At 63.8% G+C, this 18,144-nt stretch carries 20 protein-coding genes; 13 read left to right on the top strand and 7 right to left on the bottom strand.

The annotated features are described in order from the left end of the window. Positions 1 to 654, top strand: a complete 654-nt coding sequence (locus ACVWWQ_RS04755; protein ID WP_099651671.1) for an NrsF family protein — start codon at positions 1 to 3, stop codon at positions 652 to 654. A gap of 81 nt (positions 655 to 735) precedes the next feature. On the opposite strand, the gene ACVWWQ_RS04750 is transcribed toward ACVWWQ_RS04755, so the two are convergent. Continuing rightward, positions 736 to 1,218, bottom strand: coding sequence for a YajQ family cyclic di-GMP-binding protein (locus ACVWWQ_RS04750; protein ID WP_133949569.1), 483 nt, complete (start codon positions 1,216 to 1,218; stop codon positions 736 to 738). A gap of 86 nt (positions 1,219 to 1,304) precedes the next feature. Between ACVWWQ_RS04750 and ACVWWQ_RS04745 the strand changes: the two genes are divergently transcribed. Together ACVWWQ_RS04745 and ACVWWQ_RS04740 are read left to right on the top strand one after the other, a co-directional pair. Continuing rightward, a complete protein-coding gene (locus ACVWWQ_RS04745) occupies positions 1,305 to 2,483 on the top strand; it encodes a BaiN/RdsA family NAD(P)/FAD-dependent oxidoreductase (RefSeq protein WP_133949571.1) in 1,179 nt (392 codons plus the stop codon). 140 nt (positions 2,484 to 2,623) lie between these two features. Continuing rightward, a complete protein-coding gene (locus ACVWWQ_RS04740; protein WP_133949573.1) occupies positions 2,624 to 3,508 on the top strand; it encodes an NAD(P)-dependent oxidoreductase in 885 nt (294 codons plus the stop codon). A 40-nt stretch (positions 3,509 to 3,548) separates the two neighbouring features. Here the strand turns inward: ACVWWQ_RS04740 and ACVWWQ_RS04735 are convergent, their stop codons facing one another. After that, complete coding sequence (locus tag ACVWWQ_RS04735; protein WP_133949575.1) at positions 3,549 to 4,427, bottom strand: PhzF family phenazine biosynthesis protein; 879 nt, start codon at positions 4,425 to 4,427, stop codon at positions 3,549 to 3,551. Between the two features lie 238 nt (positions 4,428 to 4,665). Here ACVWWQ_RS04735 and ACVWWQ_RS04730 point away from each other — a divergent pair, with 238 nt between their 5' ends. The 5 genes from ACVWWQ_RS04730 (at position 4,666) to ACVWWQ_RS04710 (ending at position 8,398) form a co-directional block, all read left to right on the top strand. After that, positions 4,666 to 5,277, top strand: coding sequence for a rhomboid family intramembrane serine protease (locus tag ACVWWQ_RS04730; protein WP_133949577.1), 612 nt, complete (start codon positions 4,666 to 4,668; stop codon positions 5,275 to 5,277). An 88-nt stretch (positions 5,278 to 5,365) separates the two neighbouring features. Next, positions 5,366 to 6,238, top strand: a complete 873-nt coding sequence (locus ACVWWQ_RS04725) for a histone H1-like repetitive region-containing protein (protein ID WP_133949579.1) — start codon at positions 5,366 to 5,368, stop codon at positions 6,236 to 6,238. A 157-nt stretch (positions 6,239 to 6,395) separates the two neighbouring features. Further along, positions 6,396 to 6,881, top strand: a complete 486-nt coding sequence (locus tag ACVWWQ_RS04720) for a hypothetical protein (RefSeq protein ID WP_133949581.1) — start codon at positions 6,396 to 6,398, stop codon at positions 6,879 to 6,881. A gap of 22 nt (positions 6,882 to 6,903) precedes the next feature. Then, positions 6,904 to 7,989, top strand: coding sequence for an aminopeptidase (locus tag ACVWWQ_RS04715; protein ID WP_457383313.1), 1,086 nt, complete (start codon positions 6,904 to 6,906; stop codon positions 7,987 to 7,989). Positions 7,990 to 8,014: 25 nt separating this feature from the next. Next, on the top strand, positions 8,015 to 8,398 hold the full coding sequence (locus tag ACVWWQ_RS04710; RefSeq protein WP_133949583.1) for a nuclear transport factor 2 family protein: 384 nt from the start codon (positions 8,015 to 8,017) through the stop codon (positions 8,396 to 8,398). A gap of 15 nt (positions 8,399 to 8,413) precedes the next feature. On the opposite strand, the gene ACVWWQ_RS04705 is transcribed toward ACVWWQ_RS04710, so the two are convergent. Then, positions 8,414 to 9,220: a c-type cytochrome gene (locus tag ACVWWQ_RS04705; protein ID WP_133949585.1), complete on the bottom strand. Its 807-nt coding sequence runs from the start codon at positions 9,218 to 9,220 to the stop codon at positions 8,414 to 8,416. 348 nt (positions 9,221 to 9,568) lie between these two features. Between ACVWWQ_RS04705 and pncB the strand changes: the two genes are divergently transcribed. Beyond that, a complete protein-coding gene (gene pncB / locus ACVWWQ_RS04700; RefSeq protein WP_133949587.1) occupies positions 9,569 to 10,753 on the top strand; it encodes a nicotinate phosphoribosyltransferase in 1,185 nt (394 codons plus the stop codon). A gap of 230 nt (positions 10,754 to 10,983) precedes the next feature. After that, a complete protein-coding gene (locus ACVWWQ_RS04695; RefSeq protein ID WP_133949589.1) occupies positions 10,984 to 11,469 on the top strand; it encodes a glutathione peroxidase in 486 nt (161 codons plus the stop codon). Positions 11,470 to 11,511: 42 nt separating this feature from the next. Here ACVWWQ_RS04695 and dacB read toward each other — a convergent pair whose 3' ends face one another. Continuing rightward, complete coding sequence (gene dacB / locus ACVWWQ_RS04690; protein WP_133949591.1) at positions 11,512 to 13,044, bottom strand: D-alanyl-D-alanine carboxypeptidase/D-alanyl-D-alanine endopeptidase; 1,533 nt, start codon at positions 13,042 to 13,044, stop codon at positions 11,512 to 11,514. 115 nt (positions 13,045 to 13,159) lie between these two features. Here dacB and ACVWWQ_RS04685 point away from each other — a divergent pair, with 115 nt between their 5' ends. Beyond that, the gene (locus ACVWWQ_RS04685; protein WP_133949593.1) at positions 13,160 to 13,642 is read left to right on the top strand and encodes an FKBP-type peptidyl-prolyl cis-trans isomerase; all 483 of its coding nucleotides are present in this window, start codon (positions 13,160 to 13,162) and stop codon (positions 13,640 to 13,642) included. 77 nt (positions 13,643 to 13,719) lie between these two features. On the opposite strand, the gene ACVWWQ_RS04680 is transcribed toward ACVWWQ_RS04685, so the two are convergent. Beyond that, positions 13,720 to 14,814, bottom strand: a complete 1,095-nt coding sequence (locus ACVWWQ_RS04680) for a phospholipase A (protein WP_133949595.1) — start codon at positions 14,812 to 14,814, stop codon at positions 13,720 to 13,722. 120 nt (positions 14,815 to 14,934) lie between these two features. Beyond that, entirely contained in the window at positions 14,935 to 15,282 is a 348-nt protein-coding gene (locus ACVWWQ_RS04675) for a hypothetical protein (protein WP_133949597.1), read from the bottom strand. A 198-nt stretch (positions 15,283 to 15,480) separates the two neighbouring features. Between ACVWWQ_RS04675 and ACVWWQ_RS04670 the strand changes: the two genes are divergently transcribed. Further along, the gene (locus ACVWWQ_RS04670; protein ID WP_133949599.1) at positions 15,481 to 16,713 is read left to right on the top strand and encodes a DNA glycosylase AlkZ-like family protein; all 1,233 of its coding nucleotides are present in this window, start codon (positions 15,481 to 15,483) and stop codon (positions 16,711 to 16,713) included. 41 nt (positions 16,714 to 16,754) lie between these two features. Here the strand turns inward: ACVWWQ_RS04670 and ACVWWQ_RS04665 are convergent, their stop codons facing one another. Next, positions 16,755 to 17,210, bottom strand: coding sequence for a hypothetical protein (locus ACVWWQ_RS04665; protein ID WP_133949601.1), 456 nt, complete (start codon positions 17,208 to 17,210; stop codon positions 16,755 to 16,757). A gap of 684 nt (positions 17,211 to 17,894) precedes the next feature. Between ACVWWQ_RS04665 and ACVWWQ_RS04660 the strand changes: the two genes are divergently transcribed. After that, positions 17,895 to 18,104 carry a cold-shock protein gene (locus tag ACVWWQ_RS04660; RefSeq protein WP_099651687.1) on the top strand — a complete coding sequence of 70 codons (210 nt, stop codon included), beginning with the start codon at positions 17,895 to 17,897 and terminating at the stop codon, positions 18,102 to 18,104. Positions 18,105 to 18,144: the final 40 nt, after the last annotated feature.

The following is an 18,144-nucleotide window of genomic DNA, read 5'->3' as shown; positions in this document are numbered from 1 at the left end:
ATGTCCGAATTGCGACCGCATGAGGCGCTGATCGACCTGCTTGGCACCGAGCTGGTGCCGGTGCGGCGTCTGTTGCCGCCCTGGCTGCGCACGGCCGGTTGGTTGCTGGCGGTGGCGGCGATCGCGGTGGTGCTGCTGATGCATTACGGCGCCGCCCCGATGCTGCTGCGCTGGGAGTCCACGCCGGACCTGGCCTGGGCTGGCATCGGCGCGGTGGCTACCGCGATCTGCGCCGCGTGGGCGGCGTTTGCGCTGGGCGTGCCGGGGCGCAGTCGGGCATGGGCGTGGCTCCCGCTGCCCGCGGCCGCGTTGTGGGTGGGAGCCAGTGGTCTCGGCTGCCTGCGCACCTGGATCGCGCCGGGGACCGAAGTGGCCGGTGTGCATCAGTCGGCCGACTGCCTGCTGTTCATCGTCAGCTTCTCGGTGCCGCTCTCGGCGCTGCTGGTGATCCTGCTGCGCCGGGCCTGTCCATTGCGACCGGTGCTGACCGCGGTATTGATCGGGCTGGCCAGCGCCGCGGCCTCGGCCAGCCTGCTGGAAATCTGCCACGCCTACGATTCAGCCGCCACCGACCTGCTGACTCATGCGGCGGCGGTGGCATTCGTGGTGGCGGTCAACGCCGCGATGGGTGGACGGCTGCTGTCCAAGGCGTAGGAGCGCACCCTGTGCGCGATGCTCTTCGTCGCGTGACGGAAAGCATCGCGCACAGGGTGCGCTCCTACAACAACGCAGTGTTCAATCGCGGAAGTTGTCGAACTGCAGCGGCAGTTCCACGTCGGCTTTGCGCAGCAACGCCATCGCTTCCTGCAGGTCGTCGCGCTTCTTGCCGGTGACGCGCAACTTGTCGCCGTTGATCTGGGCCTCGACCTTGAGCTTGGCGGCCTTCAGCGCCGCGACCAGCTTCTTCGCCACCGGCTGTTCGATGCCTTGCTTCACGGTGATTTTTTGCCGCGCGCCGCCCAGGTTCACTTCGGGCTCGCCAATGTCCAGCGCGCGGGCGTCGATTTTTCGGGCGGCCAGGCGGCCACGCAGGATGTCCAGCATCTGCTGCAGCTGGAAGTCGCTGGGTGCGCTCTGGGTGATCACCGAGTCGTCCAGCACGTAGCTAGCGTCCACGCCCTTGAAGTCGAAGCGGGTGGTCAGTTCGCGGTTGGCCTGGTCGATCGCGTTGGTCAATTCGTGCTTGTCGACTTCGGAAATCACGTCAAAGGAAGGCATGGGCGTGCTCGATGGAGGGGCAGGCCAGTGTAAGCGATGCCGCTGGGCGATAATGCGCGATCAGCAACACGCGGGAAGCCGTATTCGTGAAAGTGGACGTATTGATCATTGGCGCCGGAGCGGCTGGCCTGATGTGCGCCATCGCCGCCGGTCAGCGCGGTCGGCGCGTGCTGGTGGTCGATCACGCCAACAAGGTCGGCAAGAAGATCCTGATGTCCGGTGGCGGGCGCTGCAATTTCACCAACATGGGCGTCACGCCGGCCAACTACCTGTCGGCCAATCCGCATTTCGCCAAGTCGGCGCTGGCGCGTTACACGCCGTGGGATTTCATCGCGCTGGTCGAGAAGCACCGCATCGCCTATCACGAGAAGGAGCTGGGCCAGCTGTTCTGCGACGACTCCTCCAAGCAGATCGTGCGCATGTTGCTGGACGAGTGCGCCACGGCCGGCGTCTTGGTGGAATCCAGTTGCGGCGTGCAGCGCGTGCGCAAGACGGCGGAAGGTTTCAACGTGCAGACCGCGCGTGGCGAGGTGCATGCCGAGTCGCTGGTGGTCGCCAGCGGCGGTTTGTCGATTCCGAGCATGGGCGCCAGTGGTTTTGGCTACGAGTTGGCGCGACAGTTCGGTCACGACGTACTGCCGACGCACGCCGGACTGGTGCCGCTGACCCTGAGCGGCAAACATCAGGAGCACTATCAGGATCTTTCAGGCGTGGCGCTGCCGCTGGTGGAAGCGCGCGTCGGCAAGCAGGGATTTCGTGCCGGCTTGTTGTTCACCCATCGTGGCATCAGCGGTCCGGCGATTCTGCAGATTTCCTCGTACTGGAAGCCCGCAGATGATCTTCGCATTGATCTGCTGCCGGATCAGGATGCCAGCGCGTGGTTGGTTGAACAGCGCACGGCGCGACCGCTGGCGGAATTGAAAACCGTACTCGGTGAGGTACTGCCGAAGCGGCTGGCGCAGCGCTTGTGCGAGCAATGGTTCGAAAGTCGCCCGATGCGCCAGTACCGCGAGGCCGAGCTGGAACAGATCGGCGCGCAACTCAACGCCTGGCCGATCACCGCCAGCGGCACCGAAGGCTACCGCACTGCCGAAGTCACGCTGGGTGGCGTCGACACCGACGGCCTGTCGTCCAGCACGATGCAATCAAAAATGGTGCCCGGCCTGTACTTCATTGGCGAAGTGGTCGACGTGACCGGGTGGCTCGGTGGCTACAATTTCCAGTGGGCATGGGCATCGGGGCAGGCGGCGGGCGCGGTGGTCTAGAAGTCCGACCCGTGGTGCCGGCAACGCGGTCTGGACGTGTTGCCCGGCTGGCGACAAGCGGTTTTCCGACGCGGGGTGTTTCGCGGTTCGTGAACGCCGTGCGTGTTTCACTGCGCGCCGGATCAAACTGAGGAAAAGTCATGAAAATCGGGTTCATCGGTCTCGGCGCCATGGGCAGCGCGATGGCCAGCAACCTTGTGGTGGCGGGCCACAGCGTCACCGTGTGGAACCGTTCCGAGGCGGCTTGCGCGCCGCTGGCGTCATTGGGCGCGAAAGTGGCGAGCACGCCCGACCGTGCTGCGCAGGGCGAGGTTTTGTGCAGCATGCTTGCCAACGACCAGGCCGTACGGGAGGTGTTTTTCGATCAGGGCCTGATCGATGCGATGGATCGCGGCATGGTGCATGTGAACCATGCCACCATCTCGGTGGCGCTGGCCCGGGAGCTGGCACAGGCCCACGCCGAGCGCGGGTTGGACTACGTGGCGGCGCCGGTGTTCGGTCGCCCGGACATGGCCGCCGCAGCGAAGCTCAACATTCTGGCCGCGGGCAAGTCCTCGGCGATCGAACGGGTGCAACCATTGCTGCAGGCCATGGGCAGCAAGGTGTGGCCGATGGGCGATGCGCCGGAGCGCGCCAACGTGGCGAAGATCGCCGGCAATTTCATGCTGGCCAGTGCCATCGAAAGCATGGCCGAGGCGACCGCGCTCACGCGTGCTTACGGAGTCAGCGCGGCAGACTTTCTCGATGTGATGACCCAGACCCTGTTCGCGGCGCCCGCCTATCAGGGATACGGCAAGCTGATTGCCGAGGGGCGCTACAAACCCGCGGGCTTTGCGCTGCCGCTGGGATTCAAGGACGTCGGGCTGGCCCAGGCCGCCGGCGAGGCGGCGCGGGTACCGCTGCCGTTCGCCGGGGTGTTGCGCGATGCCATGCTGGAAGCCCTGGCGGCCGGCGATGCGGAGCTGGACTGGTCCGCGCTGGCGCTGGTGGCGGCGCGTCGCGCCCATCTCGACGAGCGGGACTGATCCAGCGAGCGGGTGGGTCGGCTTGTCGTGATGCCCGCAGTCACGGACTCCAGTGCAACGTGCCGTCGACCACGGTGCGGCTGTGGCCGCCTACCCAAATGGCATCGGCATCGATGCGGACTATCAGGCGGGCATCGTGGCCGATCTCGCGGCCCTGACTGACCTCGTAGCCGCGGGCGAGCGGGCCGTGCGGCTCGGCGTGTGCGATGTAGGCAGCAAGCAGTCCGTTTGCGGCTCCCGACGCCGGGTCCTCGATGATGCCCACGCCAGCGGGAAAGGCGCGTACCACCAGTTGTCGTTCGGCACCGTTGGCGCGGGCGAACGCACACAAGCCCATGCTGTCGCTCGCGCTGGCCAGCGCCAGAATGGCCTGATGGTCCGGTTGCCAGGCGCGCAGGCTGGCTTCATCGGCGACCTCCGCCAGCCACCAGCGTCGTCCACCGTCGACCAGCGCTGGCGGCAGGATCCCGCAGCGGATGCCTGTCAGCGTGTCGGCCAGCAGGGGATGCGCCGCCAGGCCGGTCGAGAGCACGCGCTCGCCAGGCGACTTCAGCAGCAATTCGCGGCCCTCGCCATCACCCGAAACGCGGATCGGCAACACGCCCGCACCACATTCCTGCCAGAGCACCTCATCGCGCGGTTCCGCCAGTCCGCACACCATCGCTGCATGCGCGCTGCCGATGCTGGGATGGCCGGCAAAGGGAATTTCCTTGTGCGGCGTGAAGATGCGCACGCGATAGCTGGCTTTCGGATCGGTTGGCGGCAGCAGGAAGGTCGTTTCGACCAGCGCGGTCCAGCGGGCGAAGCGTTGCATCGCCTCGGTGCTCCAGCTCGCTGCGCCGATCACCACGCCCAGGTGGTTGCCGCCGCCGGCGGTAGCGGCGAAGACGTCCAGATGCAGATAGCGGAGTGCGGTCATGGGATCCATCAGTTCAGGTCATCCGGCGCCAGACGCCGCACAAGGCGCCGAATGATAGCTGGCGAGAGTGGCCAGCGGCAGTGACCATCGCGGAAGCGGGCGTGAGGGCGAGGCACAAGCCCGGAAACCTCGCCGCAGCACAGCCTGACGGCAGGGCAAACACGCGGCGGCATCATGTCGACAAGGTCATGCGCTGGTCCCAAGATGGGCGCCTTTGTTGCCTGACCCGGACCCGTTCATGCTGATTACCCTGATCATCATTGCCATCACCTGCATCGTTTCGTTCATGGCATTCAACAACGTTCGCCTGATGAACGACCTGATCCTGTGGCCGCCAGCGATCACCCGTCAGCGCGAATACCACCGGCTGGTCACCTACGGTGTGGTGCATGCGGATGTCGGGCACCTGTTGTTCAACATGATCACGCTGTTCTTTTTTGGTCGCGCGATGGAGAGCTTCTTCACCTTGCAGTTGGGTACGCTGGGCTTTGCGCTGTTCTATATCGGCGGACTGGTGGTCTCGATCCTGCCGACCTACCTGAAGAACCGGACCAATTCCGCCTACCGAAGCCTCGGCGCTTCCGGCGCGGTTTCCGCGGTGTTGTTTTCGTATGTATTGCTGGCGCCCTGGTCACGCATCATCGTGCTGGTGATCCCCATGCCGGCGATCGTCTATGCGGTGCTCTACACCGGTTATTCGATCTACATGGATCGCCGTGGCTCGGGTAACGTCAATCACAGCGCGCATCTGTGGGGCGCCGCTTACGGAGTCCTGTTTACCTTGCTGGTGGAGCCACGCGTGTTGGGGCATTTTCTCAACGCACTGATGCATCCCAGCTTCCGAGGATGAACGGTTTGCGCACTGCGAAATGCCGGCTGCGTCCGAGGCGTGCATACTGGTAACACCACTACCTCGATTCCCGCAGGAGAACGAACGCATGGCTACGACCAAGAAGTCGGTTGCGAAGAAGTCCGCGGCAAAAAAGTCGGTTTCCCGCAAACCTGCCGCCGGCAAGACCGCCGCAACGAAAACCGCCAGCAAGAAAGCAGCGCCGCGCAAGGCGGCTGCCAGCAAGGTCGCGACAAGGAAAGCCCCGGTTCGCAAGACGACAGCCGTAAAAAAGGCTGCCGGGAAAGTTGTCGCGAAGAAGGCGGTCGCCAAGAAATCGGTGGCGAAAAAATCGGCCGTTGCGGTAACGAAGAAATCCGCGACGAAGAAGGTGGCGGCCCGCAAGCCGGCAGCTGCCAGAGCAGTGGCAAAAAAGACTGTCGCCAAGAAAACGACGGTCAGGAAGTCGGTCGCCAAAAAAGCCGTGGCGAAGAATTCCGTGGCCAGGAAGCCGGTGGCGAAGGCACCTGTCGCAAAGAAAGCGACAGTCAAACGCCCGGTCGCCAAGAAGACCGTTGCCAGGAAGACGGTAGCCAAGAAGGTAGTGGCCAAGACACCCGTTGCCAAAAAGGCGGCAACCTCAAAACCGGTAGCCAGGAAGCCGACAACCAAGCCGGCCGATGTCACGACGGTCAGGCGCGTCGATGGCGCCGCAAGGAAAGCCGGCACGCCCAGGCGCCCGAAGGAAGAGCCCATCCACCACATCAGTCAGGAGGACGCGGTGGCCAGGATTCAGGCATTGCTCGAGGCAAAAAATGAGCGGGTACGCCAAGGCCCCAGCTGGCCGGATGCGGAACCGGCTCAGCCGTCCGCACATAACGACCTGCACCCGCCGGTGGCTGCGGAATTGGGTGGTGAGGGTTCCGACGGGCGTGTGCTCGCGCCGCAGCGCGGCGATCAGGGCAAGCGCGGCCGCAGCTGAGTTCCTGGTTGCTTTGCGATGGGCCCGGAAGATCGGCATCGATGACGAACATGGCCGGCGGTTGAACCGCCAGCCATGAGTTGGGGCGCACTTTAGCGGCCATTCAAGGGCGGGGCGTCAGTCTGGGTCTGTCATTCCACTTGCTGGGGACGGCCCCATGAAACGTCTTTTGTGCAGTCTCATCCTGATTTCCGCCGCCGCAGCGCTATCGGGCTGCTACTACGATCCCGGCTACAGTTATGTGCGCGGCTCGGGTTATGGCGGCGATGCCTATTACGGTGACGGTGGCGGCGCCACCTACGTGACGCCGGCCTACGGTGGCTATTACGGCAACGGCTATTACGGTGGCGGCGGTTACTACGGATGCTGTTATGCGCCCGGAGTGAGCGTGGGCATCAGCAGTGGTTGGTACGGCGGTTCGCGTTACCGCCGCGATGACTATCGCGGTCATCGTGATTACGACAATCATGCCGGGCACTGGCAGGGGCGTCGCCAGGGAGATGGCCGTGGCAACAATGGCTGGGGCTCGCACGGTGGCGGCAATCAGGGCTCACATGGTTCCGGACAGGGCTCGCACGGACATGCAGGCACCGGTCGTGGCGGCGATCGTGGTCGCCACAAGCATGGCAATGATCAGCATTGAAGCTTTGGGGTAGTGATCAGGGATGAGCGTAGCCAGCTGTTCGCTGCGTTGGTATGGAGGGCTCATCGCGATGATCGCGGTGAGCCTTTTGTCGTCGGGGTGCGGCAGCTTGCGCTATTACGCGCAAGCTGCGCATGGACAAGGTGCGTTGGTGGTTCATCGGCGTGCGCTGGACACGGTCATCGCGGATCCGGCCACCGATGCGCGCCTGGCCGAACGGCTGCGTCTCGCACGCCAGGCACGGGCGTTCGCCAGTCGTCATTTGGCCTTGCCGGATAACCGCAGCTATACCAGCTACGTGGCGCTGGATCGTCCCTTCGTGGTGTGGAACGTGTTCGTCACGCCGCGCTACTCGACGCAGGCGATACCCCAGTGCTTCCCGATCGCCGGCTGCGTGGCTTACCGGGGCTGGTTCAGCCAGGCGGCGGCGAAAGCGGATGCTGCCCGTTGGCATGCGCGGGGCGATGACGTCTGGGTGGGTGGCGTACCGGCCTATTCGACCCTGGGCCGGTTTTCGGACCCGATCCTGTCGAGCATGCTGCGCTGGGATGACGACGAGCTGGATGGCACGATCTTCCATGAGCTGGCGCACCAACTGATCTACGTCAAAGGCGATACGGCATTCAATGAATCGTTTGCCAGCTTCGTGCAGGAACAAGGTCTGCGCGAGTGGCGTCGTTCGCGCGGATTGCCGGCACCAGCCCAGCAGTCCCGCGCCATGGGTGATGAATTCACCCGGTTGGTGCTGGACCTTCGTGCACGGCTGGCAGCCGTGTATGCACGCGCTGGCGGTGAGCCGGTGATGGAGGCCGCCAAGCAGCACGAGATCGCCGCGTTCCGGGTTCGTTACAAGCAATGGCGTGACCGTCATTGGCCGTCCGACCATCGCCATGACGCCTGGGTCGCCGCGCCGATCAACAACGCACGCCTGCTTCCCTTCGGCCTGTACGAGCAATGGACACCCGCCTTCGCCGCATTGTTCGTCCAGTCGGAACGCAGCTGGCCAGCCTTCTATGCCCATGTTCGCGACCTGGCCCGGGAGCCGAAGAAACGGCGTGACGAGGCATTGCGCCACCTTTGCGACAAAGCCTGTTCCAACGCAGACTGACCTGCCCCACGTGAGGAGGTACGGGATGAACCATGCTGACAGGCGGTCGCTGATCGAACGGTACGTTGCGGCCTATAACGCTTTTGATGTGGACGGCATGCTGGCGCTGCTGACGCCGGACGTGGTGTTCGAGAACGTGTCCGCTGGACAGGTGAACGCGAGCACGCATGGCGCGGACGAGTTTCGCCAGCTGGCCGAGCAGGGAGCGCGCCTGTTTGCCGAACGCGAGCAGACCATCACCGCATGGACATTCGGCGTGACCGCGGTGGTGGTGACCATTGCCTGGCGCGGCGTGTTTGCGACGGACGTGCCTGACGGCCCGCGCGCCGGCACCCGGCTTGAGTTGCAGGGTGAATCGGAGTTTGACTTCGCCGACGGGTTGATCAGTCGGATTGTCGATCGCAGCTGAGCACGGCGCGAGCGGTCAGGGTGTCAGCTTGCGTCTGGCCATGTGCCGCAGGTACGCCAGCACGGCGTCCAGTTCGGCATCGGACATCGCCTTGCGGTCGAAGCCGGGCATCTTCGCCTGTGGCCAGCGCCGCAGCGACTGCGGGTTCCGAATGTACGCGCGCAACAGGTCGGCGCGCAGGTACTCGGTGGGATTGTACGGAAGGTTCAGGTCCGGGCCGAACTTCGCGTCGCTCTGACCGTTGAGCGTGTGGCAAGCCAGGCAGGTGTGTTGAAACACCGCAAAGCCCCGCTGGACCTCGCTGCCAGCTGGCAGCGAGGGGCTCGGTCGCAGGCCGGGAAAGCGCTTGGCCACGTCGGCCAGCCGACGGATGCTGGCCAGCTGGTAAGGCCATTGTTCGGAGCCGACGTGCGCCTTCTGCGGTTGCGTCCACACGATATAGAAGGGGCCGGCATGGCCGTGTTTCGGCAGGGCCGGCCATGGTTGCGCCGGATCCTCGATCGCCAGCCACGCCGTGCTGCCCTTGGCGTTCATCAGCAAGCGGGCCGGAAGCTCGGCGGCAAATCCGTCACTGGCGACGAACTGCAGATGATCACCGGGCTCCAGCCCGTGGAGCAGCGAGAGCAACGGAATCGCGCGATAGTGCATCGGGCGCCGAAAGGCGACGTCGTCCGGAATGCTGATCGTGCGCACGTCACTGCGATCGAGCAACGCCCTGGTTTGCCAAGCGATTTCGCCGTGACCCAGGTCGATCTTCAATTCCGCCGCCGCAGACGGCAACGCCAGGCACAAGGCCAGCAGGCCGGCAAATATCAGCTTCATGAGGCACTCCAGGGGCAGGTTGCCGATCGTAGAACACCGGCGCCGAACCAGGACAGGGCCTCATCTGATGCCCTGAGACTGTCGGCCAGCTGAATGGGGCCGACCATGCACATTGAACTCACATCCCTGCAACCACACTAAGCCTGTGTATCGCCGTGAGGGCGACAGAAAGTGCCGCAATTGACCGCGTCACTGAGGGGCCGGCATTTCCTCCCCTGGATGCCGCCTGACAAACTCCATCAGTCCTCCCCTGGCTGATGGAGTTTTTTTTTGCCTGGAATGGGCGCAGCCATGTCACCACGGTGATGGCGTGGATAATGGACCTTCCCGACCGCACTTGGGCTACTGATGATCATCGATTCGCTGCTCGACACCGACCTGTACAAGTTTTCCATGATGCAGGTGGTGTTGCACCAGTATCCCGCTGCCCAGGTGGAGTACCGCTTCAAGTGCCGCACGCCGGGCATCGATCTGGTGCCGTTCATCGACGAGATCCGGGCCGAACTGCGCGCCATGTGCCAGCTGCGCTTTGCGCCCGACGAACTGGATTACCTGCGCGGCTGGCGTTTCATCAAGAGTGACTTCGTCGACTTTCTCGGTCTGTTCCAGCTCAACGAGAAGTACGTCGACATCGCCCCGGCGGAGGCGGGCAACGGCGAGATCGAGATCCGGATTCTTGGCCCCTGGCTGCACACCATTCTGTTTGAAGTGCCCATGTTGGCCATCGTCAACGAAGTGTATTTCCGCCACACCAGTGCCGGGTTGAACCTGGCTGAGGGGCGTCGGCGCCTGCTGGCGAAAATCGCGCTGCTGCGGGATACGCCGGATTACGCGGGCTGCAAGATTGCCGATTACGGCACGCGGCGGCGCTATTCGCGGGCGTGGCAAGAGGAAGTGGTCACCACGCTGCGCGACGGTCTGGGTGATCAGTTGGCGGGTACCAGCAATGTCTGGCTGGCACGCAAGCTCAACCTCGTTCCCCTGGGAACGTTGGCGCATGAATACCTCCAGGCGCACCAGGCGCTGGGGCCGCGCCTGCGCGACTCGCAGGTGGCGGCGCTGGAAGCCTGGGCCAGGGAATATCGCGGCGACCTCGGCATTGCCTTGTCCGACGTATATGGCCTGGACGCCTTCCTGCGCGATTTCGACATGTATTTCTGCAAGCTTTTCGACGGTACCCGCCACGACTCCGGCGATCCGTTTGTCTGGGGCGAAAAGGTGCTCGCGCATTACTGCGCGAATCGGGTCGATCCCCGCAGCAAGGTCCTGGTGTTCAGTGACGGGCTGGATATTCCCAAGGTGATGCAGTTGTACGCGCACTTTCGCGGGCGCTGCCAGCTCGCCTTCGGCGTGGGCACCAATCTGACCAACGACGTGGGTCCGACACCGCTCAATATCGTGATCAAGATGGTCCGGTGTGACGGTCAGCCCGTGGCCAAGCTGAGCGACTCCCCTGGCAAGAACATGTGCGAGGACCCAGCCTACGTGGCCTATCTGCGGCAGGTGTTCGACATTCCGCCCGAGCAGGGTTGAGTGTTGCCCGTCATGTGTGGCGCAGCAGCCGACACGGGCCGTTGGCGATCATGCAGCCGCGCGCCGCATGACATGCCGGAAACGCGGGCCGGCTCACGGAAATGGCCGTCCATACGGCCACGGCGGGGTCTGCGGAATGCGTCTGGACCGGCAGGTCGATATCGCCGCCGGGCAGGGATTCTCCGGATGGCGTAGTCTGGCTGATTCAGCCTTTCCTCCGGAGCATGAGCATGACCAGCATCTATGATTTCACGGTGAAGAATATCGACGGCCAGCCACGCTCGCTGGCCGAGTGGCGAGGCAAGACCCTGTTGATCGTCAATGTTGCGTCCAAATGCGGCTTCACTCCCCAGTACAAGGGCCTGGAGACGTTGTGGCAGGACCAGCGCGACCAGGGTCTCGTGGTGCTCGGCTTTCCCTGTGACCAGTTCGGACATCAGGAGCCTGGCAGCGAAGCCGAGATCATGAACTTCTGCAGCACCCAGTACGACGTGACCTTCCCGATGTTCGCCAAGGTCGAGGTCAACGGCGACCATGCCGACCCACTCTACAAATGGCTGAAAAGCGAAGGCAAGGGCATTCTTGGCAGTGAATCCATCAAGTGGAATTTCACCAAGTTCCTCGTCGATGCCGACGGCCAGGTGGTCAAGCGCTACGCATCCACGGATACACCGGAGAAGATCGGCAAGGACACGCGCGCACGGCTCGGCGGCTGACCGCTTGCAACCAGCGCACAGGCGTCGGGTGACGCCCGCGATTCAGTCGCGACCGCGGTAGTTCGCCAGCTGCACGGCGATGGCATCCACGTCGCTGCTGGCCGAGGGTGCATTGCCGGGCCGCTGATAGTTGTTCAGCATGATGGCGAACGCCAACCGTTCGCCGGCCGCGGTGGTCACATAGCCGGCGAGGCAATGCACCTGGCTCATGCTGCCGGTCTTGGCTTGCAGGTTGTTTGCCGCCGCCGTGCCGCGCATTCGATGGATCAAGGTGCCATCCACCCCCGCGACCGGCAAACCCGCACGCACGGTCGAGGCGAAAGGCTGCGCGGCAAGATAACCCAGCAGACGGGCCATCGCATTCGGCGTGACCAGGTCGCGCCGTGACAGACCCGCGCCTTCTTCGATCAAGTAGCTCGCCGGCGGGATGCCGACCTCAGTCAGTAGCTGGCGCAGTGCATGGAGGGCGCGGTTCTCGCTGCTGGAAAAGCCCGGGGCGTCGGTGGACTGTGCTGCGCCCACGGCCAGCAGCAAGTTCTGCATGTACAGATTTTGCGAACGCTTCAGCCCGCGCGCGACGATCTCCTGCAGCGGTGGTGAAAGTACTTCGCCCAGCAGTCCGGATTGATCAAGCGTCGCCGTCTCGGGTTGCGGCCAATGGATCGTGCGCAGCTTGCCGGTGACGTGAATGTCGTGGCGCTTCAGTGCCTGCCGCAGCTGGGTGCCAGCGACCCATGCCGGGTCAACCATGGCCAGCTTGAAGTGCTTCGCGGGCGAACGGGCGGCAAGGTGGCCGAACGCGTAGAGCGTCCGCGTGCCTGGTGCACGATAGAGGTTGATGTCGTCACGGCTGCGCGCGGCGCCGGTCAGCATCCGGTTGTCGATCGCGGGTGCGGCTTCGACCGGGCTCACCGAGATCCCGGCGGGTTTGCCCGTGATGCCCGGGGTTACGGTGATCGTGGCGATGTTCTCCTGCACGCTCAATGCGGATGAGGGCACGGCAAACCAGCTTTGCAGATCACCGGCCTCCCAACCGTTGCCAAACGTGGGGCTGGCGAAATAGGTGTCGTCGGCGATCAGGTCGCCCTGCACGAATTTGAGTCCGCGTGCCGCAGCCTGGCTGGCCAGTTGTTCAGCCCAGTCCGGGCTGCTGGAGCTGCCCAGGGTCGGATCGCCCATGCCGTACAGGATCAATGGCCCGTTCAGGCGGCCACGCACGAGCGAGGCGCTGGCGAACAGGCGGGTAGGGAGGCGGTACTGCGGCCCGAGCACGGCCAACGCCAGCGCGGCGGTAAAGAGCTTGGTGGTGGACGCCGGCTGCAGCAGGCGGTCCGCCTCATGCGCATAGACGGTATGGCCGCTGTCCAGGGAGATCACCGCAACGCCCCATTGAGCCGCGGCGAACCGGGGCTGGGTGATCTGCGAATCGATCCGGGCGGCGAGTTCGGCACGGTTCGACGCGCCCTCGGCAGGCGTGGCCGCAAGGGCGCGTGTCGAGGGAAAGAAAAGCAGCCCGATGCAAAGCAGCAGACCGGCGACAGTCGACCGTGCGTGGCTGAAAGAGCATGGATTCATGGTTCCAGTATGGCCAATCCCGACCCGCTGTGCAGGGTGCTTTGGCGGGTCTGCTAAACTGTTCGGTTCGTGTCGGCGTTGCGCCGGCGAACAAGAACCCAATCGCGAGAAGCCCATGCAGATTGCCCCCAACTCCGTAGCCGCCTTTCATTACACACTGACCGACGACGAAGGTCAGGTCATCGACAGCTCCACAGGTCGCGATCCGCTGACCTATCTGCACGGCAAGGGACAGATTGTTCCGGGTCTGGAAAAGCAGATGGAAGGCCGTGCGGTGGGCGACAAATTCAACGTCGACGTGGCTCCCGAAGAGGGCTATGGCGTGCATCAGCCCGAACTGATGCAGCAGGTTCCGCGCGAGGCGTTCCAGGGTGTCGAAGACATCCAGCCCGGCATGCAGTTCCAGGGCAATGGTCCGGAAGGCCAGATCAATGTCACGGTGAGCAAGGTCGAGAACGGCATCGTCTTCGTCGATGCGAACCATCCGCTCGCGGGCAAGACCCTGCATTTCGCCATCGAAGTGGCCGACGTGCGCGATGCCACCGCTGAAGAGCTGGAGCATGGCCACGTGCACGGCGCCGGTGGTCATCAGCACTGAGTGTCCGTGACGTCCGGATTGATTCCGGACAATGCAAAAGGCCCGGCACATGCCGGGCCTTTTGTTTCAGGCAACCATCAGTACCAGTCGAGCAGGGAGATGCCCACGCCGAGGTAGGTGGCGTTGTGGTTGTAGTCGATCAGACTTTCGCCATAGCCCTTGAACACTTCCATGTAGCCGCGGAAGTTGCCGGCCACCGGGAAGCTCCAGCTGAATCGTGCCGCGCCATGGCTCTTGCTGCCGCCACGCAGGGAGTGACGCAACATCATGCCGAACTCCTGACCATGCCATTCATGCACGATCTGGACTTCACCGCGGCCCATGTAATCGGCGATATCGGGGTTGTCGTCGTCGGCGCGTGGTTCCGGAATGCGCCACGACGGGCGCAGCATGACCGTCCAGCCGTCACGCTCGAAGCCCACATTGGCAATCACCCGGTTCCAGCTCCGCGACTGCGGATCACCACGCCCGTTCGACTGATGGTTCACGCCGATGCCGAGCAGCCGTCCTTCCCAGCCAAACACGTTGTAGTGCGTACCAAAGACCAGCATCGCCTCAGGCTCGTAATCGGTCTCGCGGAACGGGCGCGAGAGCTTGGCGTTGTAGACCTGCCAACGCGATGACTGGGTATAGCCAACCCACAGATCGCCGGCGTCGCCGAACACTCCCTGCCATACCTTCGCCTTCAGGCTGAGCTGGAATTTGGTCTCGGCGTTCTGCAACTGCTCACCCTTGCCGGCAACCCGGTTGTCCGGGTTGGGGCTGGTGGGCATGTTGTTCTGGTTGCTGGTGAGGAAGACCGGCATGACATAGACCGGCTTGTAGCCCCGAATGTTGAACGTGCCCAGTTTGCTTTCCGGTGAAAGCTCCCAGCGGCTGTCCAGCAGGGACAGGGGCTGGTCCACCTCGCTGTTGCCCGGCACCTGGGCCGTGGCACGTTTGCCGTCACGACTGAAGACGTTGGGCGCGTCAGCGCCCGTATTCGGTCTTTTCTGCGCCACGGGCAGGTTTACCCGGCCGGTGGCATGGTCATAGCAGGCGAGGCGCTGCGCGTCGCTTTCGATGGCGGTGCAGCCCCGGATGTCGGTGGGGTCGGGGTTCTGGGCACGCAGCGGCGCGCTGACGCAGAATCCGCAGAAAGTCACGGCCGCGGCCGCCATCAATGGCTTCATGTGCAACAGTTTCCTGGGCAGGGCAGGCCAGTCTAGCGGAGTCGGCGTGGACTGCAGATGATGGCCCTGCCCTCGCCAGCAGGTGCCGACCGACAGCAGGCCGGCACCCTGAAAAACGCGTTATTTGTTGGCTGTCCAGCGCTTGTATTCCTCCTTGCTGACGCGACCGTCACGGTTGTGATCGGCGTAGAGGAAGTCGTTCGCCAGCAGCGGATAGGCTGCCGCCTGGGCTTCGGTGATGTACTTCGTACCGCCGGACAACTGTTCGAACGAAGGTGCCGGTCCGGCCGGAGGGGCCGGTGGCATGCTGGAGTGCACCGTGAGCTCGCCGCTGGGGGTGTTCATGGTGGCCGTGGTCTGGTCAGCGGGTGCAGGAGCAGTGCCGGTGGTGTCTTGGGCCATGGCCTGGCCGGCGAGCATCAAGGCCGATGCGGCGAGGGCAGTCAACAGTGGTTTGCGATATTTCATCATCAGAACTCCATGCCAGAATGATCAACGCCAGAATGATCAGCTAAAAGTGCGCGGGTAATTGAAGATGCTGGCCGCCACCCGCTTCGATGCAACCGCCTCCACGCTAGCAGGGAATTTGTAAATGCCGCCTCAAGGTTTCAGTCGTGAAGCCGTGAAGAAGTACCCTCGTTGGGCAACGCTTCAGCAAATCAGCCCATGCTGAAGCTCTCGCAAGCGCGCCTCATGCAGTTGTCCGCGCAGGGGCTGCTGCAGCGACCAAAACGGCGCGCGGTGCGTGCGGATGTGGTCGCCGCGATCGAGCGGATGCGCTTGCTGCAGATCGACACGATCCACGTGGTGGCGCGCAGTCCTTATCTGGTCCTGCATTCCCGTCTGGGCCATTACCCCGAAACCTGGCTGGACGAGGCGCTGGAACAAGGGCGGCTGGCGGAGTGCTGGGCGCACGAAGCCTGTTTCGTCATTGCCGCCGACCTTGCCTGGCATCGCGGTGACCAGGACCATCGCAGCCACCATTGGGCACATCGACATGCCGTGCGCATGCATGGTGAGCACCGCGACGAAATGAACGCCTTGCTCGCACGTATCCGCGAAGAGGGCCCGATGCGCGCCGCGGATTTTGCGCGTCGCGACGGTGCCAGTCAGTCCGGTTGGTGGGAATGGAAACCCGAGAAGCGCTGGCTGGAGGCCTGTTTCGCGCTCGGTGAGCTGATGGTGGTGCGGCGCGAGAAGTTTCAGCGGGTATATGACCTGACCGAGAGGGTGCTGGCCGGATTGCAGCCGCCGCTCGATGCCGACCTGAGCTTCAACGCGGCTCAGCGTCGCCAGCATTTCATCGTGGAAGCGGTGCGCGCTCTCGGGGTGACACCGGCGGCATGGATCGCCGATTATTTCCGCCTGAAGCCGAGGGTCACCGACCGCGAGCTGGCGCCGTTGCTGGCCAGTGGCGAGCTGCTGGCCGTGCCCGTCGAGGGTTGGGACAGTCCGGGCTACATCCATGGTGACCATGCCGAGCTGCTGGAGAAGGCCATGGCCGGAAGGTTGCGGCCCACCCTCACCACCTTGCTGTCGCCGTTCGATCCGCTGGTCTGGGATCGCCAGCGGGCACTGGCGATGTTCGACTTCGAGTACACCATCGAGTGCTACACGCCGGCGGCGAAGCGTCGCTACGGCTATTTCGTGCTGCCGATCCTGCATCGCGGGCGGTTGATCGGCCGACTCGATGCCAAGGCGCATCGTGACAGCGGAATATTCGAGATCAAGGCCATGTATCTGGAACCGGAGGTTCGACCCGAGCCGGCGCTGGTTCACGCGGTCGCCAAGGCCATCCAGGCCACGGCCGAGTGGCACGGAACCGGGCAGGTCAGGCTCGGCACCACCCGACCGGTGGCGCTGGCCCGACTGCTGCGCGCCGAGTGGCGAGGCGGCTAGCGGCGGGCTTCCGGTTCAACGTCGCCGGCGATCGTGCGGTGTCAGGGCGTGCTGGTGGCCGGTGCCGGAGTTGACGCGCACGACTTTCCATCCAGCACCTGACGCAATTGCGTGGCCAGCGAGTTGCAGCGGGCCCTCAGTTGCGGGCGGATGTCCGGATCCTTCGCATCCCGCAGCAGGCTGCTGCGCATGGCTTCGTAGCGTGATTGCAGTTGGTCCGCCGGATAGATTTGTGCGGCGCGATGGCAGGCAAGGTAGCTGGACAAGTAGTCGTCGCAGGCGGCGATACCGGTGCTTCCGGTCGACTCGCTTGCGGGGGTGGTGGTGTCGGTGGTGCGAACGACGTGATGGCGAGGCGGTGTGCTGGGTGGCGAGGAGGACGTCGTGCTGGTCGTCCGCACGGGTGTGCTGGCCTTGGTGGTTGCGTGCTGAGTGCAGCCAGCCAGCAACAGACCGCCAAGCACGCCGGTCAGGATCGAGCGGGACAAAGTGGACATCTTCGATCTCCTTGGTTTCTTCGGTAACAGGTTCGCCCGTCGCAGTATGACGTCGAACCCGGTCGGGCCTGCACACTAGAGCGCGTGATCAGTCAACAAAACCTGAATTCGCGTGGGTAGGCGGATTTTGCAAAGTCTCCAGCCGGGCTCGCTTTCCGGCGAGGCGATGAAGGGCACCGGCCTGCCACGACCTCCGGTGGCGGGATTTTCTGTCGTGTTCCCCTTCGACGGTCACCACGACCACTTCGACCGCGAAACAAATGGCGCGTATGGGTTTGCCGACCCCGGTGGCTTCGGCTCAAGCGCAGGCGACTTTGACCCGGTCGCTTTCCCGCCCGGGCGATTATCAAGACCGCCCGCAACTCGCTGCGGGTGATTCCCGGGTTTGCCCAAGGCCAGGCCACCTGGTCAGAGAAACCGGGTCGGCCAGACCGGTGCCACGGGAGGGGCAAAACCGGCCCGGAAGTGTCCGGATTTGTCCCCACAAAACAATCCCCGCGAGGGCGCTTGACAAATCACGCGACGACAAAAATCCGTTATGCTTGGATCACTGCGTCTGCTTGGCGACAAGAGTGCCCGGTAGGGATTTTTTCAATCCGACTGTTGCACCGGACCGTGCATGCTCAGTAAAACCGTCGACCCGTTGGGGTCGGTTTGTCTCAGCGTTTAGGATCGGAGTGAGTCATGTCGGATCGTGAAGTAGGTACCGTGAAGTGGTTCAATGACGCCAAGGGTTTCGGCTTTATCAGCCGTGAGAATGGCCCTGACGTATTCGTGCATTTCCGCGCCATCACCGGCTCGGGTTTCAAAAGCCTGCAGGAAGGCCAGAAGGTCAGCTTCAATGTCGTGGACGGACAGAAGGGCTTGCAGGCCGAAGACGTTACCCCGGTTTGATCGCGGAGAACGAGTTTGCTTGAAGGGGCCGGCGCAAGCC

The sequence above is a fragment of the Rhodanobacter sp. TND4EL1 genome (assembly GCF_054061035.1).
Note: the sequence above shows the minus strand (reverse complement) of the source record. Positions and strands in the feature narration are given on the sequence as shown.